General features: G+C 72.8%; 19 protein-coding genes. 5 read left to right on the top strand and 14 right to left on the bottom strand.

Annotated elements, in window-relative coordinates; genetic code table 11:
- Positions 1 to 27: 27 nt before the first annotated feature.
- The 5 genes from AB0M18_RS31420 to AB0M18_RS31440 form a co-directional block, all read right to left on the bottom strand.
- On the bottom strand, positions 28 to 1050 hold the full coding sequence (locus tag AB0M18_RS31420) for a hypothetical protein (RefSeq protein WP_365764026.1): 1023 nt from the start codon (positions 1048 to 1050) through the stop codon (positions 28 to 30).
- The gene (locus AB0M18_RS31425; RefSeq protein WP_365764028.1) at positions 1047 to 1856 is read right to left on the bottom strand and encodes a hypothetical protein; all 810 of its coding nucleotides are present in this window, start codon (positions 1854 to 1856) and stop codon (positions 1047 to 1049) included. The genes AB0M18_RS31420 and AB0M18_RS31425 overlap by 4 nt, the downstream gene beginning before the upstream one ends.
- Positions 1856 to 2554 carry a peptidase gene (locus AB0M18_RS31430; RefSeq protein ID WP_365764030.1) on the bottom strand — a complete coding sequence of 233 codons (699 nt, stop codon included), beginning with the start codon at positions 2552 to 2554 and terminating at the stop codon, positions 1856 to 1858. Before AB0M18_RS31430 ends, AB0M18_RS31425 begins: the two co-directional genes overlap by 1 nt.
- Before the next feature lie 99 nt (positions 2555 to 2653).
- On the bottom strand, positions 2654 to 3085 hold the full coding sequence (locus tag AB0M18_RS31435) for an ATP-binding protein (protein ID WP_365764032.1): 432 nt from the start codon (positions 3083 to 3085) through the stop codon (positions 2654 to 2656).
- Positions 3086 to 3193: 108 nt separating this feature from the next.
- Positions 3194 to 3565 (bottom strand): STAS domain-containing protein, encoded by a 372-nt coding sequence (locus tag AB0M18_RS31440; RefSeq protein ID WP_365764034.1) that lies wholly within the window; start codon positions 3563 to 3565, stop codon positions 3194 to 3196.
- Between the two features lie 194 nt (positions 3566 to 3759).
- On the opposite strand from AB0M18_RS31440, the gene AB0M18_RS31445 reads away from it, so the two are divergent.
- On the top strand, positions 3760 to 4617 hold the full coding sequence (locus AB0M18_RS31445) for an RNA polymerase sigma factor SigF (protein WP_365764036.1): 858 nt from the start codon (positions 3760 to 3762) through the stop codon (positions 4615 to 4617).
- 41 nt (positions 4618 to 4658) lie between these two features.
- The gene (locus AB0M18_RS31450) at positions 4659 to 5285 is read left to right on the top strand and encodes a phosphotransferase (RefSeq protein WP_365764038.1); all 627 of its coding nucleotides are present in this window, start codon (positions 4659 to 4661) and stop codon (positions 5283 to 5285) included.
- 18 nt (positions 5286 to 5303) lie between these two features.
- Here AB0M18_RS31450 and AB0M18_RS31455 read toward each other — a convergent pair whose 3' ends face one another.
- Positions 5304 to 5846, bottom strand: a complete 543-nt coding sequence (locus tag AB0M18_RS31455) for a hypothetical protein (RefSeq protein ID WP_365764040.1) — start codon at positions 5844 to 5846, stop codon at positions 5304 to 5306.
- Between the two features lie 141 nt (positions 5847 to 5987).
- Here AB0M18_RS31455 and AB0M18_RS31460 point away from each other — a divergent pair, with 141 nt between their 5' ends.
- Positions 5988 to 6302: a hypothetical protein gene (locus AB0M18_RS31460; RefSeq protein WP_365764042.1), complete on the top strand. Its 315-nt coding sequence runs from the start codon at positions 5988 to 5990 to the stop codon at positions 6300 to 6302.
- Positions 6303 to 6337: 35 nt separating this feature from the next.
- On the opposite strand, the gene hutI is transcribed toward AB0M18_RS31460, so the two are convergent.
- From hutI to hutU, 4 genes are all read right to left on the bottom strand, one after another.
- Positions 6338 to 7585, bottom strand: coding sequence for an imidazolonepropionase (hutI, locus tag AB0M18_RS31465; RefSeq protein ID WP_365764044.1), 1248 nt, complete (start codon positions 7583 to 7585; stop codon positions 6338 to 6340).
- 26 nt (positions 7586 to 7611) lie between these two features.
- Positions 7612 to 8952 carry a formimidoylglutamate deiminase gene (locus tag AB0M18_RS31470; protein WP_365764047.1) on the bottom strand — a complete coding sequence of 447 codons (1341 nt, stop codon included), beginning with the start codon at positions 8950 to 8952 and terminating at the stop codon, positions 7612 to 7614.
- On the bottom strand, positions 8943 to 10145 hold the full coding sequence (locus tag AB0M18_RS31475) for an allantoate amidohydrolase (RefSeq protein ID WP_365764112.1): 1203 nt from the start codon (positions 10143 to 10145) through the stop codon (positions 8943 to 8945). The genes AB0M18_RS31470 and AB0M18_RS31475 overlap by 10 nt, the downstream gene beginning before the upstream one ends.
- An 86-nt stretch (positions 10146 to 10231) precedes the next feature.
- The gene (hutU, locus tag AB0M18_RS31480) at positions 10232 to 11896 is read right to left on the bottom strand and encodes a urocanate hydratase (RefSeq protein WP_365764049.1); all 1665 of its coding nucleotides are present in this window, start codon (positions 11894 to 11896) and stop codon (positions 10232 to 10234) included.
- A gap of 106 nt (positions 11897 to 12002) precedes the next feature.
- Between hutU and AB0M18_RS31485 the strand changes: the two genes are divergently transcribed.
- The gene (locus AB0M18_RS31485) at positions 12003 to 13361 is read left to right on the top strand and encodes a diaminopimelate decarboxylase (RefSeq protein ID WP_365764051.1); all 1359 of its coding nucleotides are present in this window, start codon (positions 12003 to 12005) and stop codon (positions 13359 to 13361) included.
- Positions 13358 to 13837: an SRPBCC family protein gene (locus AB0M18_RS31490; protein WP_365764053.1), complete on the top strand. Its 480-nt coding sequence runs from the start codon at positions 13358 to 13360 to the stop codon at positions 13835 to 13837. Before AB0M18_RS31485 ends, AB0M18_RS31490 begins: the two co-directional genes overlap by 4 nt.
- Before the next feature lie 56 nt (positions 13838 to 13893).
- Here AB0M18_RS31490 and AB0M18_RS31495 read toward each other — a convergent pair whose 3' ends face one another.
- From AB0M18_RS31495 to AB0M18_RS31510, 4 genes are all read right to left on the bottom strand, one after another.
- On the bottom strand, positions 13894 to 14727 hold the full coding sequence (locus tag AB0M18_RS31495; protein ID WP_365764055.1) for a MurR/RpiR family transcriptional regulator: 834 nt from the start codon (positions 14725 to 14727) through the stop codon (positions 13894 to 13896).
- A 157-nt stretch (positions 14728 to 14884) separates the two neighbouring features.
- Entirely contained in the window at positions 14885 to 15973 is a 1089-nt protein-coding gene (locus AB0M18_RS31500) for a hypothetical protein (RefSeq protein WP_365764057.1), read from the bottom strand.
- 3 nt (positions 15974 to 15976) lie between these two features.
- Positions 15977 to 22528: an RHS repeat-associated core domain-containing protein gene (locus tag AB0M18_RS31505; protein ID WP_365764059.1), complete on the bottom strand. Its 6552-nt coding sequence runs from the start codon at positions 22526 to 22528 to the stop codon at positions 15977 to 15979.
- Positions 22529 to 22663: 135 nt separating this feature from the next.
- Positions 22664 to 26323 carry a LamG-like jellyroll fold domain-containing protein gene (locus tag AB0M18_RS31510; RefSeq protein WP_365764061.1) on the bottom strand — a complete coding sequence of 1220 codons (3660 nt, stop codon included), beginning with the start codon at positions 26321 to 26323 and terminating at the stop codon, positions 22664 to 22666.
- Between the last annotated feature and the right edge of the window lie 214 nt (positions 26324 to 26537).

Below are 26537 nucleotides of genomic sequence, written 5' to 3' on the forward strand. Positions count from 1 at the left end.
TCCTCCGTGTCGTCGTGCGTGTCGTCCTCACGCCTGTCCCTTCGTCGTCGGGCCGGTCTCTGACGGTGCGGAGTCAGGGGTGAACCACGGCAGGACCGCCGTGGGTTCGGATACGGATACGGATACGGGGGCGGGGGCGGAGGCGGGTGTACGGCCCCGGCCCCGGCGGCGGCCCCGGGGGACGCGGGCCGCCGGGCGGACGCGGTCGACGACCGCCATGCCGATACGGAAGAGGGCGGCCGGGACGACGACGGCGAGCAGCACCCAGAAGACCGTCACGCCCCAGGGGCGGCCGACGCCCCAGGGCTGTTCGACGACGACCTTCCCGCCGTACCGCACGGACACCTGGTAGTCCCCGTGCGCGCCGGCGGTCAGCTCGACCGGCAGTCTCACGAGGGCCTTGCGGCCCGGTTCGATCGTGCCGCGCCACTGCCGCTCCTCGTACTGCGGCGCGAACACCCCGTGGCTGGTGCCGACTTCGAAGAGGGGGTCCTTGACCGGTGTCTGGCCGAGGTTGCCGAGGGTCACGACGATCTCGCGCCGGGCCGGGGCGCCGAACCACACGAGTACCCCGCTGGATCCCTCCAGGCGGGCCGAGGTGAGCACCACGAGCCGGCCGGTGCCGGAGGTCTCGGGCAGGGGGGCGGTGGGGTGGCCGGCGACCGTGAACGCTGTGTCCACGGCATCCTGTTGACCCGTCACCCCGGCCACGTGCACCACACAGGGGCAGGGCACGGGCGGTTCGGCGACCGGCAGTTTCGCGCTGAAGGAGCCCTTGGCGTCGACCGTTGCCGCCCGGCCGTCGGTGTTGGCGCAGGAGTTGGTGCCGCCGATGACGCCCTTGCCGGGCGCCGCCTGTCCGCAGATCAGCAGCATGAGCAGGGCGCCCGGTTTCCAGCCGGAGCCGCTGACGGTGATCTCGCCGCCCTTGCCGCCCTCGCTCCGCGAGAGCGCGACCCGCGGCGCCTCGACGGCGGTGGCCGTGCCCGGCACCAGGGTGAGCAGCAGCGCGGTGAGCAGCGCGCCCGCCGCCGTACGCAGGTACGTCATCGTCTCCTCCGTCGTATCGCGTACGCGGTCGTGCCGGCCGCCGCGAGGAGGGCGGCCGCCAGGGCGCCGACGCCCGCCGGGGAGGCGAAGGAGGCGTCCGCGCGGGCGGTCGCGGGGGCCGCGCCGGGAGCGGCGGCCGTCAGACGCACGGTGACCGAGTCGAGCGCGGGCGGGTCGGGCCAGGGGGCGGTGCGGGTGACGCGCTCGCCGGGGCGCAGGCTGACCGGCAGGGCCTGCGCGGGGCGGTCCAGGACCGTGCCGAAGAGGCCCTCGGCGCGTACGGCGAGGGTCGGGGCGAGCACCGTGTTGCCGCGGTTGACCAGCGTGTAGCGCAGGGTGCCGGAGTCGCCGGATCCGCCGGAGCGTTCCACGCGCACGTCCTCGACGGTGAGCGCGGCCAGCCGGGGTCCGCTCACGCGCAGGTGGAGCGGGACGACGGTGGCGCGGCCGGCGGCCTCGGCCCGTACCGATCCGCGGTGCTCGCCGGGCGGGGTGTCGGCGGTGACGGTGACGGCGAAGGGCACGTCCGCGCGGGTGCGGGCGGGGACGGTCACGGTGGCGGCGGCGAAGGCGACGGGCGCGCCCCGGCCGGTGAGGGTGACGGTGAGCGGGCGCGGGCCGGGGTTGGTGACGGACAGGGTGTCCTGCAGGACGCTGCCGGCGGCGCCCTCCAGATAGACGTACGGGCGGGCGGCGGCGGGCGCGGCGGTCCAGGACTCGGCGCCCGCATCGGTGCGGGGCGGCGGGGCTGCCGCGAGCACGCCGAGGAGGGCGACGGCCCCGAGCCCTGCCCGTACCCCCCGCATCAGCGCGCCGTGTGCCGGGCCGGGCGCCGGGTGAGCCAGAGCACTCCGGCCGCGCCGGTCAGCAGCACGGTGCCGCCGAGGGTGCCGAGCGCGGTGGCCGAGTCGAGCGGGCCGGTCTTGGGGAGTTCACCGCCCCCGCTCCCGCTCCCGCCTCCGCCCCCGCCCGTGGTGTCGGCGGCGGTCACATCCAGCTCCAGGGACGGCTTGGGGCTGTTGGTCGGCTTGCAGGTGGCGGCGTCCATGCCGAGCGCGTGGACGATGAGCGTGCCGGCCGTGAAGGTCACCCTGCCGCTCTTCTTCGGGGTGTACGTGCCCGTCAACCGCCCGATCCTGATGGGGGTGTCGGGCGGGATCGCGACCGCGTTCGGCACGCCCTTGACCTGCACCCTGCCACTGTCGGCGCCGCCGACGACCAGCTCGGCGCGCGGGGTCATGACGCCCTTCGGGAGCTCGACCGGGCTGTCCGAGACGCCCTTGTCGAAGGACATCGTGATCGTGTACGAGCTTCCGCGCTTCTCGGCCTTGATGTCGACGGGCGAGACGGCGTTCTTCGGGCCGATCTTCGTCTCGCAGGCGTAGTCGACGTCGACGACGGTGGCGTACGCGGCGGGCGCGGAGAGCAGGACGGCCGAGCCGGCCACCGCCGCCACCGCCACCGCCGCTCTCAGCGCACTGACTGTCCTTCTCGGGTTCGGCACCTCAAGCACCCCTCACCGCGCATTACTGACGGTTCATCAGATCGGCCGTCAAGGTACGCCCGAGCCCTTGTGGAGGGAAGAGAGAAGGGTGTGAAAGTCCTATGCGGGCGCGGCGAGTTCCGCCCAGACCGTCTTGCCCGGGGCGCCCGGGACCCGGTCGATGCCCCAGGCGCGGCAGAGTCGCTGCACGATGAACATGCCGTGCCCGCCGGGGCGCCCGGCCCGGTGCGGGGTGCGCGGGGCGGGCTGGCCGGCGCCGCGGTCGGCGACCTCCAGGCGGAGCACCTCGGCGAGGCGCAGGACGCGCAGGCTCTCCGGGCCCTCGGCGTGCAGGCAGGCGTTGGTGACCAGTTCGGAGACGACGAGGAGGACGTCCTCGGCGGCGGCCCGGCGGTCCGCGGTGGCGGCCGGCAGCCAGCCCCACTCGTGGAGCAGCTGCCTGGTGAAGTCGCGGGCCAGCGGGACGGTGCCGCTGGCCGACCCAAGGGCGAGGGTGCGGACCTCGAGGTCGCCGGAGGCGGTCTCCTTCAACGCTTCACCTCACCGATACCGTGCCATCGATTGACGAGTTCAGGACAGGGGGCCTGGCGGGCCGGGCCGCCGGACGGCGGGCGGAGAGCCGGGCGGAGGGGTGTGCGCTCAGCCGGGATGCGGGAGCGCGGATTCGAGCGACTCGTGGAGGGTGAAGACGGCCTCCGCGCCCGTGATCTCGAAGACCCGCGCGACCGGCGGCCGCATCGCGGCCAGATGGACCCCGCCGCCGGCGGCGTCCGCCCGGAGCCGGGCGGCCAGCAGGACGTTCAGTCCGGTGGAGTCGCAGAACTCGAGGCGTGAGCAGTCGAGTACGAGGCGTGTGCGGCCCTCGTCGAGCGCGTGGTCGAGTGGCGCACGCAACAGTTCGGCGGTGTGGTGATCGAGCTCACCCACCGGGGTGAGCACCTCGCTCGCCCCCACGGTCCGGACCTCGACCCGAAACCGCTCGGGTGCGCTGCCGATGTGCTGCCGGTACATGCGTCGAACCATACAAGCGCGCCCCCGTGCACCGCACACAAGCTCCACACCCGAAGCATGCCAAAGCAGACAATTGCCACTTGCAACCATCAGGGTCGAGCAGGTAGGGCTAGTAGGGACCACATTTCCCACGGCCGGCTTCGGAGGCGCCGCAAACCGCAGCAGAGACGCAGAGACAACCCTGGAGGAGACCCATGTCCCCCCGCCTCGACGTACCCCTCGTACCCCTCGAGGTGCCGGAACGCGCGGAACTGCCGCACATCCCGCCCCTCGACGAGATCGCGCCGCTCGACGCGCGCGCCCTCTCGAAGAACCTCTTCGCCCGCCTGGGCGACCTGGAGGAGGGCACCCACGAGTACGCGTACGTCCGCAACACCCTGATCGAACTCAACCTGGCCCTGGTCAAGTTCGCCGCCTCGCGGTTCCGCACCCGCAGCGAACCGATGGAGGACATCGTCCAGGTCGGCACCATCGGCCTCATCAAGGCGATCGACCGCTTCGAACTGGCCCGCGGCGTCGAGTTCCCCACCTTCGCGATGCCGACGATCATCGGCGAGATCAAGCGCTTCTTCCGCGACACCTCGTGGTCGGTGCACGTCCCGCGCAGGCTCCAGGAGCTCCGCCTCGACCTGGCCAAGGCCGGCGACGAACTCGCCCAGCGCCTGGACCGGGCGCCCACCGTCGACGAGCTGGCCCGTGAACTGGGCATCGGCACCGACGAGGTCGTCGAGGGCATGGCCGCGGCCAACGCGTACACCGCGAGCTCGCTGGACGCCCCGCCGGAGGAGACCGAATCGGACGGTGGCGCGACGCTCGCCGACCGGCTCGGCTACGAGGACCACGGCCTGGAGGGCATCGAGTACATCGAGTCGCTCAAACCGCTGATCGCGTCCCTGCCGGCCCGCGAACGCCGCATCCTGTCGCTGCGCTTCACGGCCGGTCTGACCCAGTCGGAGATCGGCGAGGAGCTGGGCATCTCGCAGATGCACGTCTCGCGGCTGCTGTCGCGGACGCTGGCGCGGCTGCGCAGGGGCCTGACGGCGGAGGAGTAGTCCGTCATCTCAACGCTTCGGCCTCTGCGTACAGTTGGGCCATGACGACGGGTGTCCTGATCGGTACGGGCCGGTCGGCCGATGTGTACAAGGCCGGGGACGGCCGGGTGCTGCGGCGCTACCGCGACGGCGGCGACGCCGGCCGCGAGGCCCGGATCATGCGGGAGCTCGCGGCCCACGGCTACCCCGTGCCGGCCGTGGACCGTGCCGAGGGCCCCGACCTCGTCATGGAACGCCTCACCGGCCCCACCCTCCTGGACGCCGCCGTGACCGGCACGGTCACCCCCGAGGCGGCGGGCGCCCTGCTCGCGGACCTCCTTGTCCGCCTCCACGCCACCCCGTGGATCCATCTGGACCTGCATCCCGGCAACGTGGTCCTCACCCCGGCGGGCCCCGTCGTCATCGACTGGCGCACCGCCCGAGAGGGCCCGGCGGGCCTGGACCGCGCGATGTCCGCGCTCCTCCTCGCGGAGGCCGCGCTCTCCCCCGCCCCCTACGCCCCCGGGGCCCGCGCCGCCCTGACCGCGCTCCTGGCCCGCCTTCCCGCCCCGGTCACCCCGTACGTTCCCGAGGCGACCGCCCTGCGGGCCCGGGACCCGCACCTCTCGGCGGAGGAGCGGGCGGCGATTCCGGCGGCCGGGGAGCTGATCGTCTCCCTCGCCGGGTAGCCCCTCGGCAGCCCCCCCCTACCAGCCGATCCGGACCTCGCCGAGCAGCCGGCATCCGGCGAGGGCGGCGAGCTCCCGGGCCCGCTCGGGCGGGCAGCGCTTGTCGACGTGCAGGAAGACGGTGTGCGTCCCGGCGGGCCGCTCCGGGTCCAGCTCGACGTCGTCACCGTGGAACGACACCTGCACCCCGTCGTACTGCTCGGACCCGTCCGCTCCGGGCCAGCGCCCCCGCCACCCGATCATCGCCGGGTCGTCCCCGACGGCCCTGAGGAACGGCAACTCCACGTCCGCGGAGGCGTGTTCCTCGAACACCCACACCGCAAGCCCGTCCGCCCGCCCGTGCTCCCCCCACGGGTCGTACGTCTCCTTGTCGGCCCCCTCGAACACCGCCCCGGGCACGACCCCCGCCACCGCCCGCACCCGCTCGACACCCCCGACCAGAGCCTCCACCCACCGCTCGTCCTCGACGAACTCAAGGCCGCGGCACAGCGCCTGAGCCCGCGCGTAGGCGGCGTCGGCGTCGTCACTCCGGAAGACGGGATAGGCCCGTGAATGCCCCATGCCGCCACTCTCGCACGCGACCGGTCACCGATGCTGTTGGATATCACGGTGCTTCACGCCGCCCACGCCCGCGCCACCGGCCCCACCGGCTTCCGGTAGCCCGCCAGGAGAGTCCTGGCGGTCGCCGCCGGAGGAGTTCCCGTGTCGCGCACCGCCCACCACATCCCGCCCGCCCACGCCGAGCGGCCCGAGCGCCCCGGCGCGCCCTGGCATGTCGTGGTGCTCCACGACCCGCGCCGCGGCACCCGCCGCGAGGTCGCGTTCCATTCCTTCCCGCGTCACCAGCACGACGCCACGGTCGGCCGCTGGGCGGCCGTCGAGGAGCGCCGGGCCCGCGCCCGCCTCCGTACCGCCCTCACCGCCGCCGTACGCCTGGCGAACGCCGCCCCGACGGCCACGGACACCCTCGACATCCCACCCTTCCGCCACCGCCGCTCGGGCCTGTGGCTCGCGTGAGCGTGCGGGCCCGGGTCACTGCGGGCGCGGTGCCGTCAGATCGTCCGCACGCCCTTGCGCCAGACCTCCGCGACCAGTGGCACACCCGGGCGGTACGCCAGGTGCACGTGCGACGGTGCGTCCAGGACGATCAGGTCGGCGCGGGCGCCGGGGGTGAGGCGGCCGATGTCGGTGCGGCGGAGGGCCGCGGCGCCGCCGGCGGTGGCGGACCAGAGCGCCTCGTCGGGGGTCATCAGCATGTCGCGGACGGCGAGCGCGATGCAGAAGGGCATCGAGGAGGTGAAGGACGAGCCGGGGTTGCAGTCCGTGGACAGCGCGACCGTGACGCCCACGTCGAGCAGCCGCCGCGCGTCAGGCCACTGCGCGCGCGTGGAGAACTCCGCGCCGGGGAGCAGCGTCGCCACCGTGTCGCCCTGGGCGAGGGCGTCGATGTCGGCGTCCGTGAGGTGGGTGCAGTGGTCGGCGCTCGCCGCGCCCAGCTCGACCGCGAGCTGCACGCCGGGGCCGTACGTCAGCTGGTTGGCGTGGACGCGGGCCTGCAGGCCCTTCGCCTGGCCGGCCTTGAGGATCGCGCGGGCCTGGTCGCCGTCGAAGGCGCCCTTCTCGCAGAACACGTCGACCCAGCGGGCGTACGGCGCGCAGGCGTCCAGCATCTCGCCGGTCACCAGTTTCACGTACCCGGCCGGGTCGTCGGCGTAGTCCGGCGACACGATGTGCGCGCCGAGGTAGGTGACCTCGTCGGTGTGCTCGGCGGCGATGCGCAGCGCGCGGGCCTCGTCCTCGACGGTGAGACCGTAGCCGGACTTGGTCTCGAAGGTGGTGGTGCCCTGGCGCAGCGCCTCCCACATGTAGCGGGCGACGTTGGCGGACAGTTCGGCGTCGGTGGCGGCGCGGGTCGCGGCGACGGTGGTACGGATGCCGCCGGCCTTGTAGGCCTGGCCGGACATGCGGGCGTTGAACTCGGCGGTGCGGTCGCCCGCGAAGACGAGGTGGGAGTGGGAGTCGACGAAGCCGGGGACGACCGCGCGGCCGCCGACGTCGACCCGGTTGTCAGTGGCCGGTGCTTTGCTTGTCTCACCGACCCAGACGACGCGGTCGCCGTCCACGACGACGGCCGCGTCCTGGATCAGACCGAGTGGCGAACCATCACCGAGGGAGGGGTCGTTGGTGACGAGACTGGCAATGTTGGTGATCACCGTGGCGGTGGCCGCCACGGCGCTGTTCGCGCTCGTGGGGCCGGAGCTCGCCACCGGGTTGTTCGTCGCCGCGGGGCCCTTGTTCATGGTGAGGGGTCTCTCCTTCGGTCAGCTCAGCCGCGCAGGGCGGCGATCGAATCCGCGAGGGTCTGTGCCACGTCGGGGACGGATGTGTGGACCCCGTCCCGGACGACCTGGCGTCCGCCCACGATCGTGTGCCGCACGTCCGCGGCCGACGCTGCGAATACCGCCGTCTCGGCTGCCAGACGCGGCACCGGCCCCGCTGTCCTGACGGAGTCGAGCGCGATCGTCGTGAAGTCGGCGAGCGCGCCCGTCTCCAGGCGGCCGGCCTCGGACCAGCCGAGGGCCGCGTGGCCGTCGGTCGTGGCCGCGCGGAGCAGCGCCGCCGCTGTCCAGTGGCCGCGGGTCCGGGTCCGCAGGCGCTCGTTCAGCTCCATCGCGCGCGCCTCCTCCAGGAGGTCGATGACGGCGTGGCTGTCGCTGCCGAGCGAGAGCGGGGAGCCGGCCCGCTGGAGGGCGACGGCGGGGCCGATGCCGTCGGCGAGGTCGCGTTCGGTCGTCGGGCACATGCAGGTGCCGGTGGACGTCGAGCCGATCAGGGAGACGTCGGCGTCCGTCATGTGGGTGTTGTGGACGCCCGTCGTGCGCGCGCCGAGCACGCCGTGGTCGGCGAGCAGCTGGGTCGGGGTGCGGCCGTGGGCGGCGAGGCAGGCCTCGTTCTCGGCGGTCTGCTCGGAGAGGTGGACGTGGAGGGGGGCCTCGCGGTCCTGGGCCCACCGGGCCACGGTGGACAGCTGCTCGGCCGGGACCGCGCGCACGGAGTGGACGGCGGCGCCGATCCGTACGCCCTCGCGCTCTTTGAGCGCCGAGACGCGCTCGGCCCAGGCGTCCGCCGTCCCGTCGGAGAAGCGGAGCTGGTGCTGCTCGGGGGCGGCGCCGAAGCCGGAGGAGAGGTAGGCGGTGTCGAGGAGGGTGATGCGGATGCCGGCGTCTGCGGCGGCCGCGATCAGGGCGTCGCCCATGGCGTTGGGGTCGGCGTAGGGGGTGCCGCCGGGTGCGTGGTGGAGGTAGTGGAACTCGCCGACGGCCGTGATGCCGGCAAGGGCCATCTCCGCGTACACCGCGCGCGCGAGCGCGAAGTAGCTGTCGGGGGTGAGTCGTTGGGCCACCCCGTACATGACCTCGCGCCAGGTCCAGAAGGTGCCGCTGCCGACCTGGACGGTGCCGCGCAGGGCCCGGTGGAAGGCGTGCGAGTGGGCGTTCGCGAGGCCCGGGATCGTCAGGCCGCGCAGGACGACGGCGCCGGGCGGCGGGGCCTCGGCCCCGGTCCGTACGGCGGTGATCCGGCCGTCCGTCGTGGACGCGTCCAGGACCACGCCCGGCTCGACGTGCGTGTCGAGCCAGGCGTGCTCCAGCCAGTACGTCACCTGCACGCGAGGCCCTCCAGTACGTCGGCGAGTGCGTGGACGCCCGCGACGCAGTCGTCCTCGGCCGCGAACTCGGCCGGGGAGTGCGAGACGCCCGTGGGGTTGCGTACGAACAGCATGGCGGTCGGGATCGAGGCGGACAGGATGCCCGCGTCGTGTCCGGCGCCGGTGCCGAGGACCGGGACCTTGGCACCGGTCGCGTCGGCGAGCAGCCGGCTCAGCTCCTCGCGCAGGGCGTGCCCGAACTCGACGACCGGCGTGAACGACTCCCGTACGACGGCGAGGTCGACGCCCCGGCGGACGGCGTGGTCGCGGGCGGCGGCCTCGATGCCGGCGACGACGGCGTCCAGGGACTCCTGGTCGGCGGCGCGGGCGTCGAGCCAGCCGCGCACCAGCGACGGGATGGCGTTGACGCCGTTGGGCTCGACGGCGATCTTGCCGAAGGTGGCGACGGCGCCCGCGAGTTCGGCCTCGCGGCGGGCCGCGAGGACGGTCTCGGCGTACGGCAGCATGGGGTCGCGCCGGTCGACGAGCCGGGTGGTGCCCGCGTGGTTGGCCTCGCCGTGGAAGTCGTACCGCCAGCGGCCGTGCGGCCAGATGGCGGAGGCGATGCCGACGGGGTCGCCGGACAGGTCGAGGGCGCGGCCCTGCTCGACGTGGAGCTCCACGAAGGCGCCGATGCGGGCGAGCCGCTCGGGGTCGTGGCCGATGGCCTCGGGGTCGTATCCGGCGGCCTCCATGGCCTGCGGCAGCGAGATCCCGTCCGCGTCGCGCAGCTCGAAGGCCTTCTCCCTGGTCAGCTGCCCGGAGGTGAGCCGGGAGCCGACGCAGGCGAGCCCGAAGCGGGCGCCCTCCTCGTCGCCGAAGTTGACGATGGCGAGGGGCCGCTTGAACGAGACGCCGCGGGCGCGGAGTTCGTCGAGGGCGGCGAAGGAGGACACGACGCCGAGCGGGCCGTCGAAGGCGCCGCCGTCGGGCACGGAGTCCAGGTGGGAGCCGGTGACGACGGCGTCGCCCGCGGTGGGGTCGCCGAGCCAGGCCCACTGGTTGCCGTTGCGGTCGGTCTCGACGTCGAGCCGGCGGGCCTCGGCCTGCATCCGGAACCAGAGGCGGCAGTCGGCGTCGGCGGCGGTCCAGGCGTAGCGGCGGTAGCCGCCGGAGTCCGCGTTGCGGCCGATTCCGTGGAGGCTGCGCCACATGGCGTGGAACGAGGGGGAGTCCCCCCGCCCCGCCGAGGCGGCCCGGGCGGAGCCGCGGGGCGCCTCGGCGGCGTCGTGGGACGAGGTCACGCGGAGTCACCCTCACGCATCGGGACGCGGACGCCCTTCTCGTCGGCGACCCGCTCGGCGATGTCGTAGCCGGCGTCGACGTGGCGGATGACGCCCATGCCGGGGTCGTTGGTCAGCACGCGGCGGATCTTCTCGCCGGCGAGCTTGGTGCCGTCGGCCACGGAGACCTGGCCGGCGTGGATGGAGCGGCCCATGCCGACGCCGCCGCCGTGATGGATGGAGACCCAGGAGGCGCCGGAGGCGACGTTGACCATGGCGTTGAGCAGCGGCCAGTCGGCGATGGCGTCGGAGCCGTCGAGCATGGCCTCGGTCTCGCGGTACGGGGAGGCCACCGAGCCGCAGTCGAGGTGGTCGCGGCCGATCGCGAGCGGGGCGGCGAGGGTGCCGTCGGCGACCATGTCGTTGAACATGGCGCCGGCCTTGTCGCGCTCGCCCTGGCCGAGCCAGCAGATACGGGCGGGCAGGCCCTGGAAGTGGACGCGCTCGCCGGCCATCTTGATCCAGCGGTGCAGCGACTCGTTCTCGGGGAAGAGGTCGAGGATCGCCTTGTCCGTCTTGTGGATGTCGGAGGCCTCGCCGGAGAGCGCGGCCCAGCGGAACGGGCCCTTGCCCTCGCAGAACAGCGGGCGGATGTAGGCGGGGACGAAGCCGGGGAAGGCGAAGGCGCGGTCGTAGCCGGCCAGCTGGGCCTCGCCGCGGATGGAGTTGCCGTAGTCGAAGACCTCGGCGCCGGCGTCCATGAAGCCGACCATGGCCTCGACGTGCTTGGCCATCGACTCGCGGGCGCGCTGGGTGAACCCGGCCGGGTCCTTGGCGGCGGCGTCGGCCATGTCCTCGAAGGCGACGCCGACGGGGAGGTAGGACAGCGGGTCGTGGGCGGAGGTCTGGTCCGTCACGATGTCGATCGGCGCGCCCTCGGCGAGCATCTGCGGGAGCAGCTCGGCGGCGTTGCCGAGGAGGCCGATGGAGAGCGGACGGCGGGCGTCGCGGGCCTCGGTGGCGAGCTGGAGGGCGTGGGCCAGGTTGTCGGCCTTGACGTCCAGGTAGCGGTGCTCGATGCGGCGCTCGATGGCGCGCGGGTCGACGTCGATGCAGATGGCGACGCCGTCGTTCATGGTGACGGCGAGCGGCTGGGCGCCGCCCATGCCGCCGAGGCCGGCGGTCAGGGTGATCGTCCCGGCCAGGGTGCCGTTGAACTTCTTCGCGGCGACGGCGGCGAAGGTCTCGTAGGTGCCCTGGAGGATGCCCTGGGTGCCGATGTAGATCCAGGAGCCGGCGGTCATCTGGCCGTACATGGTGAGGCCGAGGGCCTCCAGGCGCCGGAACTCCTCCCAGTTGGCCCAGTCGCCGACCAGGTTGGAGTTGGCGATGAGGACGCGCGGGGCCCACTCGTGGGTCTGCATGACGCCGACCGGGCGGCCGGACTGGACCAGCATGGTCTCGTCCTGCTTCAACGTGCGCAGGGTGCGGACCATGGCGTCGAAGGAGCGCCAGTCGCGGGCGGCCTTGCCGGTGCCGCCGTAGACGACGAGCTTGTCGGGGTGCTCGGCGACCTCGGGGTCGAGGTTGTTCTGGAGCATCCGGAGGGCGGCTTCCTGCTGCCATCCCAGGGCGCTCAGTTCCGTACCGCGCGGTGCCCGTACGGGTCGGGGTCCTGACATGGCGGTGCCTCCTCGGCTCTATTCATTCAGATATTCACATCCTGACCGGCTGAATAGACTTAGTCAACAGCTGCGCGTCCGACCCGCCGGGTGGTGCCATGGACGCATGACGCTCTCCGTACGCGACCGGGCCGTCCGCGCCGCCGTCGAGCAAGGACTCCTCTCCCCCGCGCAGCCCGTCACCGCACTCCTCGACGTGACCGGCATCCGTGCCTCCGCCACCGCTGTGACCAGCGCTTTCGCCGCCGTCACCACGGCACCCGTGCTGCACGCCTTCGCCGTCAAGGCCTGCCCGCTCGTGCCCGTGCTCCGGCTCCTGTACGAGGCGGGGCTCGGCGTCGAGGTCGCGAGCCCCGGCGAGCTGGCCCTGGCCCGCGCCGCCGGCATCCCGCCCGCCCGCACCGTCCTCGACTCCCCCGCCAAGACCCCCGCCGAGCTGCGCCAGGCCCTCGCGCTCGGCATCGCCGTCAACGCCGACAACCTCCAGGAACTGGCCAGGCTCGACACCCTCGTCGGCTCCGCGCCCACCGCCTCGCCGCTCGGACTCCGGGTGAACCCGCAGGTCGGCGCCGGTTCCATCGGCGCGCTCTCCACCGCGACCCCGACCTCCAAGTTCGGCGTGGCACTGCGCGACGAGGGCGCCCGCGAGGCCGTCGTCCAGGCGTATCTCGACCGCCCCTGGCTCACCCGCCTGCACACCCACACCGGCTCCCAGGGCATCCCGCTCGCCCTGATGGCCGAAGGCGTCGCCGCCGGGTACGCGCTCGCCGAGGAGATCAACACCAAGGCCGGGCGGCAGCAGATCGACACCCTCGACATCGGCGGCGGGCTGCCGGTCAACTTCGCCTCGGACGAGGAGACCCCCACCCACGCCGACTACGCGAGGCTGCTCGCCGCGACCGTCCCCGGACTGCTCGACGGGCGCTACGCGCTGGTCACCGAGTTCGGGCGCTCGCTGCTCGCCAAGCACGGCACCGTCCTGGCCCGGGTCGAATACACCAAGACCTCCGGCGGCCGCCCCATCGCCGTCACCCACGCGGGCGTCCAGATCGCCACCCGCACCGTCTACGCCCCCGAGTCCTGGCCGCTGCGGATCCTCGCGTACGACGCGGAGGGCCGGCCCCGGACCGGCGAACCGGTCGTCCAGGACGTGGCCGGGCCCGCCTGCTTCGCCGGGGACCTGCTCGCCACCGGCCGCGCCCTGCCGCCGCTGCGCCCCGGCGACGTGGTGGCGGTGCCGGACACCGGCGCGTACTACTTCGCCCACCACTACGCGTACAACAGCCTGCCCCGGCCCGCCGTGCACGGATTCACCCCGACGGACGACGGCGGGACCGCCTTCGCCACCGTGCGCCCCGCCCAGACCCTCGACGAGATCGTGGCCGAATCCGGCGGCGACCGGGCCGGCGCGCTGGTGCGCGAGACGGTGCGCGCCTTGGCGCCGGATGCTGACATGGAGGCATGACAGCTGGCACCTCCGTCGTCGTGGAACGCCGTGTCGCCGCCTCCCCCGGCCGCGTCTGGGAGTCGATCACCGACCTGCCCGGGCTGCCGCGGCTGCTCTCCGGCGTCGAGAAGGTCGAGGTGCTCACCGAGGGCGGCTTCGCGGTGGGCACCCGCTGGCGCGAGACCCGGCGGATGCTCGGCAAGGCCGCCACCGAGGAGATGACGGTGACCGTCTGCGAACCCCCCGAGCGATACGTCACGGTCGCCGACTCGCACGGCATGCACTACGTCTCCGAGCTCACCCTCCGCCCCGAGGGCCCCGCGGCCGCCGCCACCGCGACCGTCCTGCGGATGACCTTCACGGCCCGCCCCGCCCTCGACCGCACCCCCGGCCCGCTCACCCGCCTGCTCGCCCGCTTCGGCTCGCGCGCGGTCGCCCGGGCGCTCGGCAAGGACCTGGACGAGATGGCGCGGGCGGTGGAGAGCCGGGGCTAGGGCCTGTCCGGCGGATCAGGGTCGGGCAGGCCCCAGTCCCCGAAACCGGCCAAGCCCTAGTCGACGAAGAGCCCCCGCGCCGCCGCCTTCGTGTCGAACTCCTCCAGGCGGGCCTGGGCGTCCGGCAGTTCGTCCGCCATCGCCTCCAGGAGCACCCGGCCGAGCAGCATCGGCGCGCAGGCGGTGTCGAAGGCCAGGCCGGTGCCGACGGCGGCCGGGATGAGCAGGTCGCTGTGGGTGGCGACGGGCGCGAAGGCGGACTCCGCGACGGTCACCACCTTCAGACCGGCCGCACGCGCGTGTGCGAGCGCGTCGACGACCTCGCGCGGGTGGCGGGGCAGCGCGAAGCACAGCAGTGCCGAGGCCCCGGCCCGTACGGCCGCGTCGATGCGGTCGTCGAGCATCGAGCCGCCCTCGTCGAGCAGCCGGACGTCCGGGTGCACCTTGCCGGCGAAGTACGCGAAGCCACGGGCCTGCGAGGAGGCGGCGCGCAGGCCGAGCACGGGCAGCGGGCGCGAGCCCGCCAGCAGCCGGCCGGCCCGCTCGACCGGGGTCGGGTCGGCGAGCAGCTCGGCGAGGTGCCTGAGGTTCTCGATCTCGCCGAGCACGGCCTGCTGGTACTCGTTGTGCTCGGTGTGCTCCTCGGCGACCGCGGGCACGCTGTCGCGCAGGTGCTTGCGCAGCGCCGGGTAGCCGTCGAAGCCGAGGGCCACGGCGAAGCGGGTCACGGAGGGCTGGCTCACCCCGGCGAGCTCGGCCAGCTCGACGCTGGACAGGAAGGGCACGTCGGCGGCGCGCCGCACCATGCAGTGCGCGATGCGCCGCTGGGTCGGCGTGAGCCGGTGCCCCTCGAAGAGCGCCTGCAGCCGTCCGGCCGGGCTGTCGCTCATGCCTGCCGTCCCCCTTCCGTCTATTCAGTCTCCATGAACTCTGCATGAGGATATGCAGAAGGGCAACGCCTTCCGGATCCGGTCCCCGCCCCGGGGCCCGAACGCACGCGACGGGCAGGTGGCCGAGTCGGCCGCCTGCCCGTCGTGTGCGTTCGGACTATCCGTGGGAGGCCCCGGCCGGTGGCCGGACCACGGCGAGGATCCGGTCCCCGCCCCCTCCGAGGAGCGTCCGCGGCTCTCCCGAGCCGTGCGGGGTGTGTTCGAGGACCGCGCCGGCCTCCGTGACGAGCAGCAGTCGTCCGTCGGTGAAGGCGGCGTCCCGCAGCTCCCCGGGCGGGAGCCCCGCGAGTCGCGTGCGCTGCCATGCCCGGCCCTCCGGCGAGGTCCAGAGCTCGCCGAAGGCGGTGACGGCACGGGCGGTGCCGTCGGCCGTGACCCACAGGTCGAGCGGCTCGTCGTCCTCCCTCAGGCGGGCCGTGGACCAGCGGCCGGTGGCCAGGTCGACGGCGTGGAGCACCTGCTGCTCGAAGGCGTGGCCGTACGACGCGGAGGCGACGAGGACGTCCCGGTGGAACGCGCCCCGCTCCAGCCTGCCCGCGGCGGGGTCGATGCCCGACAGCCGGAGCCGGTCCTTCAGAGGCCGCTCGGGCCCCTTCCCCGGCAGCGGCACCTCGGTGGTCGTGCCCCGGCCGGGATCGACCTCGAACAGCGCCGGCCGCATCTCGTGGACCGACACACCGGGTGCGTCGGCGGTGGCTCCGGTGACGTACAGCAGGTGTCCGCCGGAGCCGGGGGCCGGCGCGGTGCCGACGACGTTCGTGAGGCTGAACGTCGTCGGCACCGCCACGGGGATCCACTCTCCGGCACCCCAGGGAAGGGCGTGGAGGTGGCCGTGGAGCCGGTGGGCGGTGGTGCGGTCCTCGACGGTCACGAGCGCCGTGCCGTCCCGGCCCACACCGTTGACGTCGGGACGCTCCGGACGGTCCGGGATCCCCGGGACCGGCTGCGGCGCCGACCCGTCGTCGGGGCCGGCCAGGAGCGGAACGGCGCTCTGTGCCAGGGGCGCGACGACGGTGAGTCCGTTGTCGTGGCGCACCGCGGAGACCCGGACGCCGGGCCCCTTCGCCGCGGCCCCGGGCATCCGGTGGAGCCGGTGCAGGGCACCGGCCCGTACTTCTGCGAGGAGGACCCCCTCGGTGTCCGCCACGAGGACGGACACCGAGGGCTCCTGTGACTGATCCGTCACGAGCTAGAACAACCCTCCGACCCAGTCGCCGATCTTCCGGCCGACGGTACTACCGGCGATGCCGCCGACGACACCGCCCACGACACCTCCGATCGCGATGCCGGCGGGTCCGCCGAAGGCGCCGATGGTCATGCCGAGCGAGGCGCCGACCTTGGCGCCGGCCAGACCGCCGACGATGCCGCCGGTCTCACGCGCTGCCGTCCGGACCTTCTGGCCCTCCGGCGCGGTGACGGTGTTGTAGACACCGACGCCGACTTCGAGGCCGAGCAGACCGCGGCCGCCCCACTTGGTGGCCTGGTTGATCGCGTTGACCTTCGGGTTGGTCTTGGCCGCGCTGTCGACGATGGCCCGGTCGGACTTGCCGCGCTTCTCGCTCAGGTACTCGTAGGTCGGGAAGTCGCGGGCGCCACGCTGCTTCGGCAGCAGCCAGTCGTCCATCGGGCTGCGGTAGAACGACCGCAGCGCGTTGCGCTCGTCGACCACCCACTGGGCAGAGGCCTTCCAGCCGTAGTGGTCGGCCATGCGAAGGGCGTTCTGCCGGGCGAGGGCGTCGGCGCGCTGATAGGCGGCGCGCCGGGAGGCGGCGTCCTCGGTGTAGAGGAAGGCGTAGGAGGTCGGGCCCTGCCAGGCGCCGCCGGCGAGGCTGTCGCCCCAGCCGGAGCCGCTGCTGGCGGTGCCACCGCCACCGCCGCCACCACCGCCACCGCCACCGCCACCGCCACCGCCGCCGCCACCGCCGCCGCCGCCACCGCCGCCGCCACCGCCGCCACCACCGCTGCCGCTGTCATCGAGGACCGGGAGGCCGCCGCGGCACTTGATCAGGCCCTGGAGGCACTCGGGAATGGCCAGGCCCGTCGCGTCGACGAGGGTGGTGGGGTTGTTGCCGGCGTAGGAGTAGCCGTTGAGCGACTGCTGCTGCTCGGAGCTGAACACCGGGTCGACGCTGATGAACTGGCCGGTCGACGCGTCGTACTCACGGGCGTCGAGGTGGGTCAGTCCGGTCGCGTCGTCGGCGGTCTTGCCCAGGAACCGCTTGTCCGTGGGCCAGTTGCCGACCGAGCCGCCCCGGCGGTCGCCGAACGGCGTGGTGTACCGCTTGCCGAAGGTCTGCGCGGCGTCGGCGGCGATCGCCAGGCTCTGCGTGCCGTGGTGGTCGCCCGCCAGGTAGAACAGCTTGTTGGTGCCGCTCTCGTTGGTGCGGACGGCGACCGTCAGCTCGCCCGACCTGTAGTTCCGCTGGGCCCAGGTGGTGCCGTTGGAACGCAGGTGGAGCTCGGTGGCACCCGCGTACAGGATGCGCTCGCCGTCGGCGGCCTTGCGGATGAGCAGACCGCCGTCGGGGTCGTAGACGTAGTCGGTGGTCTGCGTGCCCTCGGTGAGCTTGCTGAGCTTGCCCTCGTCGGACCAGACGAGGTCCTGCTGGCCCTGGTCTCCCGGACGGCTGCGGGTGTTGCCCGCGGCGTCGTAGGTGTAGGTCCGTTCGGGGGCCGTGCAGTTGCCGCTGGTGCTGATGCCCGTCAGGGCGTGCGGCTTGGCGCTGGTGTAGCAGTAGGTGTCGGTCGTCGTCGCGGTGGAGGTGTGCTTGGTCTCCGAGGTGCGCTGACCGGCGTTGTTGTAGGTGTAGCCGTTCCAGTACGGGGACGGGCCGGACAGGCTGGTCGCGCTCTGCGGGTCGGCGCAGTTCTGCGACGACGGCGTCCACGCCTCGGTCAGCCGCCGGTGGCCGTCGTAGGCGAAGCACTGGGTCTCCGCCTGGGACTGGCCTCCGATGAGCGTCGGGTCGGTCACGGAGGTGACGTTGCCGGCCTGGTCGAAGCCGTAGTTGAGGTCCTGCAGCATGTACGGGTGGGTCTGGTCCGTGACATGGCTGCGGGTGAGCCGGCCGGTGCCGGGCTCGTAGGTGTTGGTGACGTAGACCTTCTTGGTGGCCTCCGTGTCGGCCGTGCCGAGGGCGAGCTGCTGGGCCCGGCCGGTCGCGGAGTAGTCCGCGTCCAGCAGGTAGCCGGTGCTGCCGGTGATCGAGGTGACCTGGCCGGTCTCCGTGTAGTCGAAGTCGATGATCTCCGACGGGAGTCCGCCGAGGGCCGGCTCGGTGGTGCTCTTCACCTTGCCGTCGAGGCGGTAGTCGGTGCCGTACTCGATGACGGCGGGCACACCGGCCTTGACGAGCGGGTCCTCCGCGGGGAGTTCGAGCTTGGTCGCGACCGGGTCCGACAGGGTGTCGTACGCGGTGACCGTGCTGGTGTACGCGAGGCCGGCCTTGCCGCCGACGTAGCGGGTGGTGGCGCCCGGCTTGCCCTTGAGGATCGTGTCGTAGGTGCGGGCGCTGAGCTGGGTCGCGTCCGACTTGGTCCCGGACCAGGTGGCCGTGACGCGGTTCAGCGCGTCGTACTCGGTCAGGATGGACTTGCCACGGGAGTCCGTGGTCTTGATGACCCGGTCGAGGGTGTCGTAGTCGGTCGACGACGTGCCCTTGTCGGGGTCGGTGACGGTCTTCTCACGCCCGAACAGGTCGTACGTGTAGCTCCACACGGCTCCGTCGGGACCCGTGACCGAGCTCTTCTTCCCGTCGGGGCTGTAGCCCGTCTTCACCGAGGTGTGGCCGGTGCCCAGCGCCCCGCCGTACTGCACGTCGGAGGTGGCGGGACCGGCGTACTCGCGGGACTCGACGGTGCGGCCGCGGGCGTCGGTGATGACGCGCTTGCCCGTACCGCCCGCCACGTCGACGGTGGCCGTCGAGTCACCCGTGTACTCGGTGGTCTTGGTCCACTTCTTGACGCCGAAGGTGTAGAGGGTGTTGCTGATCTCCCGGCCGGCGCCGTCGAAGACGACCGCGGACTGCTTCGGGGCCTCGCCGTACTCGGCGCGGGTGTACGTGCCGTTCGGGGTGCTGGTGGTGTCGTGGATGTCGGCGTACGTCTCGTAGGCCTTGCCACGGCTGTCGTAGCGGGTGTCGGTCAGCAGCCGGCCGCCGAGCGGGGTCGGGGACTGGGTCTGCAGGGTGCGCAGCTGCGCGTCGTAGATCGTGTACTGGGTGCTGTAGGTCGTGCCGTCGGCCTTGAGCGTGGAGGTACCCACCGCGGAGGGCTTGGCGCTGCTGATGGCGTACGTGAACTTCTTGCTGGCCGAGTAGCCGCCCGCCCTGCTCCGGTTGGGCAGCCAGACCGCCGTCATCCGGCCGAGGCCGTCGTAGGTGATCTCGGTCTTCTTGAGGTTCTTGTCGTACGTGGTGACCGGCTGACCGCGCAGCGGGTCGAGGAAGGTGACGCCCTTGTGACCCGCGGCGTCCGTGGTGATCGTCTTGGTCAGCGGGCCGGCGGCGGCCGGCGTGTAGGCGGTGCTCGACACCTTCCCGGCGGCGTCGGTGGTGCTCAGGGACCGGCCGAGGGTGTCGTAGGTGGCGACCTCGGTGGTCTGCCAGCCCGTCGCGCCGCGGTTGCCGGAGGCGTCCGCGGTCGTGGCGTAGCCGGTGGCCCGGCCCTTCCAGCTCGGGTTGCCGACGGTCGGGGTCTGGGCCTCGGTCCAGCCGGTGACGCCCGTCTTGTCGTAGACGGTGGCGGTGTCGGAGACGACGTCGCCGCGGGTGTCGGTGTTCGCCGGCAGGCTCAGGGACGAGTCGGCCACGGAGCAGGCCTTGGCGACCGTGCGGGTGCGGGAGACCAGGTTGACGATGCCCTTGGCCGCGTTGCGCGCGTACCAGGTGCGGGTGCAGGTCTCGTCACCGCTCTTGGCGGTGTCGCCGAACTCGGTCTTGGTGCTCGCCATGCCGTACGCGTCGAAGGTCGTCGCGGTGGCGGTGGAGCGCCAGGTCTTCGGGACGGTCAGATAGGTGTACGAGGTGGTCTTGGCCGTGCGGACGAAGCGGGCGACACGGTCAGCGGCGTCCGGCACGTCCATCCGGGCGGTCTCCTGGGACCACGGATCGTTGACGGTGGCGCTGATCGGCGTGGCACCGTCGTAGGTGACGGCCTCCCGCAGCTGGCCGCCGTACTGCTCGCTGTCGGTGATCGACGCGACGCCGAGGGCGGGCGCGGCGAACGGCTCGACGGAGACGGACCGGGTGGTGCCGTCCTTCTTCTTGTCGCCGTGCATGCCCTGCATGAAGAGGGAGACCGTCTTGGTGCGGGTGGTGTCGCGGGCTCCGCTGTAGACCGTCACCTCCCGGTAGCCGCGCCAGTCGGACCAGGTCCGCTCGGCCTTCGGCGTCATCGGCTCGTCGCTGTAGCGCCAGGCCGCGCCGCTGTAGGCGTACTCGTGCTCGACGACGTCGTTCTGTCCGGCCGGGTCGGAGATGGTCACGGCGAGGACCCGGTACTTGTGGAACCAGTCGACGGTCGCCTCCTCGGCGCCGTTGACGTTCCAGAACTGCGGGTAGCAGCTACGGGTGTTGGTGTCCTCGGCCGTGCCGAGGACCTCGCTGCGACGGCACTCGGGAGCCGACAGGGTGATGGTGGTGATGCCGCCGGTCTCCGAGGTGATGGTGGAGAGGCGGGGGCGGGTCAGCGGCAGGATGTCGTCCGTCGCGTCGACCCGGTTGGGGCGCATCTGGTACGTGAAGGCGATCGGGTCGAGCGCGATGTCGGTCCCGGTCTTGCCGGTGCGCTTGAGCGACTTGAGCGTGAGCACCTGGTCGCTGGAGTCGCCGATGTCACCGCCGTCGAGGTACTCCTCGGTGAAGGCCCAGGAGTCGACGGCCTGGTGGGTGCCGGCGGCGGCGTCCCACACGTAGGTGTTGACCGAGGTCAGGCGCTTGCGGCTGAAGAAGGACGGCGCCGAGGCGTTGCAGTCGGTGTCGTCCTGCGAGCAGATCGCGTTGAACGGGACGTCCGGCCAGTTCTTGGCGGTGTCCTTGGTCAGGGAGGAGCAGTCCGCGGCGGTGCAGCGCTCCGCGTGGCCGAAGGTGACCTTCGCGTCGGCGTCGTCGGTGAACAGGGCGCCTTCGCGCAGGCCGTACTTGACCTCCGTCAGGTAGCCGCCGCGGGTGTAGGCGGCGCTCGCCTTGGTCGCCTTGTTCTTCTTGTAGTAGTTGGTTTCCTTGGTGTACCAGTACGTGGCCGCGTTGCCGTCGGTGTCGACGACGTAGTCGAGGTTCCAGCGCCAGGCCTGGTTCAGGGAGCGGTCGGCGAAAGCCGTGCCGGCCGAGTAGCCGGGCTCGCCGTCGTCGTCGCCGAAGACCGGGACGGCCCAGGTGGAGTTGGTGCGCTGGGTGGTGGCACCGTCCAGCTTGTCGCGGCCGAAGACGTACGTGGTGCCGTCGCCGGTGACGACGGTCCAGTACTCGCCGTTGTCGTCGTCGTTCTCGGCACCCGTGGAGTGGGTCACCTTGGAGGCGTCGTCGCCGGAGAGCCGCCACTGGCCGGAGGTGTTGTCCTTGATCAGCCGGTGGGACTTGCCGTTGAGCATCAGGCTGGCGTTGTCGTACTTCCAGCAGTTGTCGTAGACGTCGGCGTGGCCGTCGTCGTCGCAGCGCCCGTAGGAACGCTCGATGTACGACTCGGTGATGGAGAAGCCCTCACCGACGGAGCTGCCCTGGTTGTTGGTGGTCGCGGTGCGGCCGTCGACGCTGCCGGAGTCGTACGAGAGGGTCAGCTCGGGCGCCGGGCCGGCCGCGGCCGAGGGCGTCGTGAAGTCGTACGTCCAGGTGAAGGAGCCCGAGCTCGCGCCGGCCTCCCACGAGGACGACTCCTTCAGCTCGGTCGCCGAGTAGTTGCCGGTACCCGCGGGGGACTCGGATCCGCCGCCGGCGGTCACGGCGAACACCGCGGCGTCCGCGGAGGTGAGCTGGGTGGACAGGCCGGTGTCGGCGGCGCCGAGCGCGACACGGGCGGACACGGTCTGCCCCGCGACGTCGTTGCGGCTCGCGAGCGGCGTCTGACGACGGCACTCGGCCTTCTCGGGCGTGGTCAGGACACAGGCGGGCAGCTGGACGAGCCGCAGCCGCTGGGCCCAGCCGCCGCCGAAGGATCCGGCGAAGCCGCTGTAGTCCACGGCGAGGTCCGCCCGGCCCGCGGTGTCGGCGGTGGCGGTCAGCAGCACGCCCGTGATGCCGGCCCGGTCGGCCGTCTTCTGGTCGAGGACCGCCAGGTGGGCGGCGCCCTGGGCGGGAGCGGCGCCGCCGGCCGCGACGGGGACGAGGGTGACGGGCAGGCCGCCGGGGGCCGCGGTGGCCGCCCCGGTGGTCGCCGCCGGGTCCGCGGCACGGCCGAGAGCCGCGGCGCCGCCCTTGGCGGGCGCGGCGAGACGGGCGTCGGCGGTGCCGGCCTTGGGCCAGGAGGCCTGCCGGTCACGCCGGGCACGGGCGGCCTGGTCGGCGTTCAGCGCGGCGTCCTTGCCGCGCAGTTCACGGGCCTTCTTGGCGCCGAGTCCGCTGACGGCCTTCACCTTGCTGACCCGCTGCTTCTGCACGTCGCTGCGGCCGAGGCCGCCCGGGCCGTCCTGGGCCACGGCCGAGGGCGCGAGGCCCAGCGGCAGGATCAGCCCCAGGGACAGCGACGTGAGCAGCAGCGCACCGGAGCGCCGGCGGAACCCGCCGCCCCGGCGTCTGGACGTGCTCATGACGAATGACATCAGATGGTGCCCCCCATGTTCTCTGAAGATCGGAATGACGTTCGGAGGAATCGCGCAAGGCCGCCGAACACGGCTACGGCGAACGGGCGGAGCCGTGGTGACTCCGCCCGTCCGCCGTCGAGATCAGTCGCCGACGCGGTGGTCGATCTGCTCGGAGCCGGCCATCGCGCCCGCCCAGAGCCTTACCTCGTTGATGCGGGCCGGCAGCTGGTGCTGCCAGACGCCCTTGGTGTAGCCCTTGCCGACCGCGAACTCGCCGCTGCCGGCCGTCGCCGTGTACGCCTCGTCCACACCGTTCTGGTTGTGGCCCAGGTACAGGCTGATCGTGCCGCTCACCGCGTCGTGCACACCGGTGAGCCGGACCGGGCTGTCCAGCGCGGCCGCCTCGTCCGAGACGACGGAGGTGAAGGTGCCGTCGGCGTTGAGCCGGCCGAAGTGCCACACGCCGACCGGGTTGGTCTTCTCCTCGAGCGTGTCCGGGTCGAGCACCGTCTCCTTGCCGGTCAGCTGGAACCACAGGCCCCAGGAGGACCCGTCGGCCGTGCGCTGGCCGAGGACCTGGCCGACGTAGCCCACCGGCTTGGTCAGCACCTTGGCCTTGTCCAGCTCGGCCAGTGTCGTCACGGTGAAGGAGCTGGTGTCGTCCAGGAGCGGCGCGCTCGCCGTGGCGGCGTCGTCGACGCCGTCGAGCACCAGGTCCTGGCCGTCGAGCACGGCGCCGCCCGAGAGCGTCAGAGCCTTGCCGTAGCCGGAGGTGGTGTCCGGGATCGTGGTCCCGGTGCCCCGGGCGGCGGACCAGTCGGCGACCAGCTCGGCGGCGGCGAAGCCCTCGGAGATGAGCAGTCGCGCCTCGTCGGCCACCTCGGAGTCGAGCAGCGGGCGCTGCCAGACGGCGACCTCGTCGACGGAGCCGGCGACGTAGTCCGTGTAGACGTCCGACCAGTGGACACGGCCGATCTGCATCGGGCCGCTCGTCTGGAAGGCCGTCGTGTACGGCGTGCGGCCCTGGAGCCGGCCGTTGACGTAGAAGGACAGCTCCTTCTTCGTCGCGTCGTACACGCCCGTGACGTGGGTCCACGCGCCGAGGGCGACCGGCTGGGCGGCCGTCACACGGGAGTAGGACCAGCTGCCGTTGGCCGGGGCGTCGGAGTCGACGGCCCGGAAGGTCAGCTTGCCGCCGGCCGCCTCGTAGCCCAGGTAGAACGAGCTGCGGTGCACACCGTCCTGGCTGACGAACGTCCGGTTCTTCGATCCGTCCACGACCCGGACCCACGCGGAGACCGTGTACGAGGAGCGGGTCTCCAGGACCGGCCCCGCGGTGGCGGCGTACGCGGAGGTGCCGTTGAGGGCCAGGCCCTTGTCGGTGACCGGCGTGGCCAGTTCGACGCCGTTCGCGTCGTGGGTCAGCAGGCCGCGACGGCCGCGGTCGTCACGGACCGCCGAACCCGCGAGGGTGGCGTCGTAACGGGTGGCGTTGCCCGCGGAGTCCAGCGCCGCGCCGCTCGCCTCGTCGAAGCGCCAGCGGGCGAGCGGGCCCTGGCCCGCTGCGACGAGGAAGTCGACGGCGTTCTCGGCGCCCCAGCGACCGACGTTGTCCTTGGCCTGGACGTAGAGCCGGTGGGTTCCCGAGCGGCTCGGGGTGATGCTCGGCGTCACGGTCGACCCGGAGCCGGCCGACTTCCAGGTGTCGGTGAGGCTCAGCCGGTACTGGTAGGCGACGTTGTTGGTGTCACCGGTGGCCGGCGCGAAGGTGAACTTGCCGGCCGTGCCCGGGCCGCCCGCGGCGATACAGGCGTTGGGCGTGCACTCGGAGTACGGACCGCCGAAGGTGATCTTCGGCGCCTTCGGGGCGGTCGGGTCGACCTTGAAGTAGCACGGCGTGGTGTAGCCGGTGTTGAGGCGGTTGGAGCCGTCCTCGTAGTACGAGAGGGTCAGCGCCTTGAGCCGGTACGACACGCCTTCCGAGAGGGTCGGCAGGCTGCGGGTCTGCTTGACGTTGTCACCGACGTATCCGGAGGTGGGGCTGTCCACGTCCGTGTGGGCGGTGACCCAGGCCGCGCCGTCCCACTTCTCCGTGCGCCAGCGCATGCGCAGGCTGGCCCCGGACTCGCCGCCGGCGGCGGTCTGCGGACGGCCCGTGACCGAGGGGGTCGGGTCGCTGACGACCGTGGGCGCGGAGGAGCTGGTGGAGCAGACGTAGCTGGTTCCGGCGACCAGGCCGACCTCGGTCGGCAGCGCCGGCAGGGCGACGTACTTCACCGCGAGGACGGCGTCGTTGCGGAACCGCTTCCACGCCGAGGTGTCGGTCTCGTCGTTGGCGCGCAGCTCCAGCGTGAGCCGGGAGAACTTGCCGGCCGCGAAGTCGCGCACGGTCGGCGTGAGGTTCTCGTTGGTCTCCTCGGGGTTGTCGTTGAACTCGATCGCGGCGGCCGGCTGCGAGGGGCTGCAGGCCGTGCCACGGCCGGCCGAGACGTAGCGGTCACCCATCCAGTCCAGCTCCGTCGGCCGGCCGGACCAGGTGGTGGCGGAGGAGATGTTGTTCGTGCGGACCAGGTCGACCCAGCGGGCGTCGCAGGTGAACGACCAGGTCTCGGTGGCTCGGAACGTGGCGTCGAGCACCTTCTTGCCCTTGAGGCTGGCAGGGGAGAACTCGAAGTACAGCCGCTGGACGTAGCCGGAGCCGCAGTAGTAGCCGGACCAGGTGCCGCACTTGCCGACGCCCTGGCCCTCGTTGTCGCTCCCGTTTCCGAAGCCGTACGACTCGTAGCCGTCGCTGCGCAGCAGGGTGCGCTCGTCCTCGCCCCAGGTGACGGTGGGGTCGATGTACAGCGGGAAGTTCGCCGCCTTGCTGCCGGTGAGCATCTTCGCGTCGGGCACCACGGCGAGCGAGCCACGGGAGAGCTTGACGTCCATCGTGGTGACCGTGTCACCGGCGGCCGGCGCGGCGCCGACGGCGGGGCCGGCACCGGTCTCGACCGGGTCGGACGGCGCGGTGGCCCCGGCGGCCGGGGTGCCCGGGGCGGCGTCGGCCGCCGCGGCGGTCTTCGCACCGGTCCCGGTCGCGGCCTTGGCGCCCGCGGCGGCCCGGCTCCTGGCCGCGCCGGCGGAGTCCCACATCTGGGCCCGCGGCGCGCGGAAGACCTGCTCGCCGTCCGCGTCCACGGCGGTGAGGTTGCCAGTCGCGCCCTTCACGATCGTCAGGCCGTTCGCCTTCATCGTGTAGTCGATCCGGCGGAGTTCCGCGCGGGCCGCGGCCTGCGGGGTCTTGACGATCAGTACGTGCTTGAAGCCCTCGACCGAGGCGGTCACCTTCAGGTCGACGTCGGCGTAGACGTTGCGGTACAGCGCGCTGGCGCCGTCCAGTTCGGGCTTGGGCAGCTTGCCCGGCCAGCCCAGTTCGATGGAACGGCCGGCGTCCTCGATCCGGACGAGCGGGCTGCCGGTGCCTCCGCCGGAGAAGTCCATCTCGACGGCGGCCGCCTTCGGCGCGACCGAGCCGTCGGGCCGTCGCTCAAGGGTCGCGTCGGGTGCCTGCCAGCCGCCTCCCGGCTTGGCCACCCGGACGGGCACGGTGGACTCCTCCAGCGTGAAGGAGAAGCCGTCGGGGTTCGCGTAGACGGTGGACCGCTCGGTCCTGTCGCCGACGACCTCGACGCGTTCGCCGGACTTCTTCGCGGCGGCGAGAGCCCGGGAGCCCTCGGTCGTCGCGGTGGTCGCGGTGGCCCCGTCGGCGGCCGTGGCGAGGGGCGCGAGCCCCACCGCCGGCAGCGTCGAGAGGGCCATCGCGGTGGCGACGGCCGGGACGAGCCCGAAGACCCGTCTCCCTCCCCTGCCGTCGCCCCTGTTCCCCCACCTTGTTCTCAAAACGGTCACCCCAGTCACGAATGGATCATGTGTACGGGTGATGAAAACTATTTCGCACTACCGATCGGTAGAAGTCGCGTGATGAAATCGTGACCTTGAAGCGAGGAACTGAAGGGTGAGGGCGCAAGGAGGA

Source organism: Streptomyces sp. NPDC051909, from assembly GCF_040681095.1.
Classification (GTDB): Bacteria; Actinomycetota; Actinomycetes; order Streptomycetales; family Streptomycetaceae; genus Streptomyces.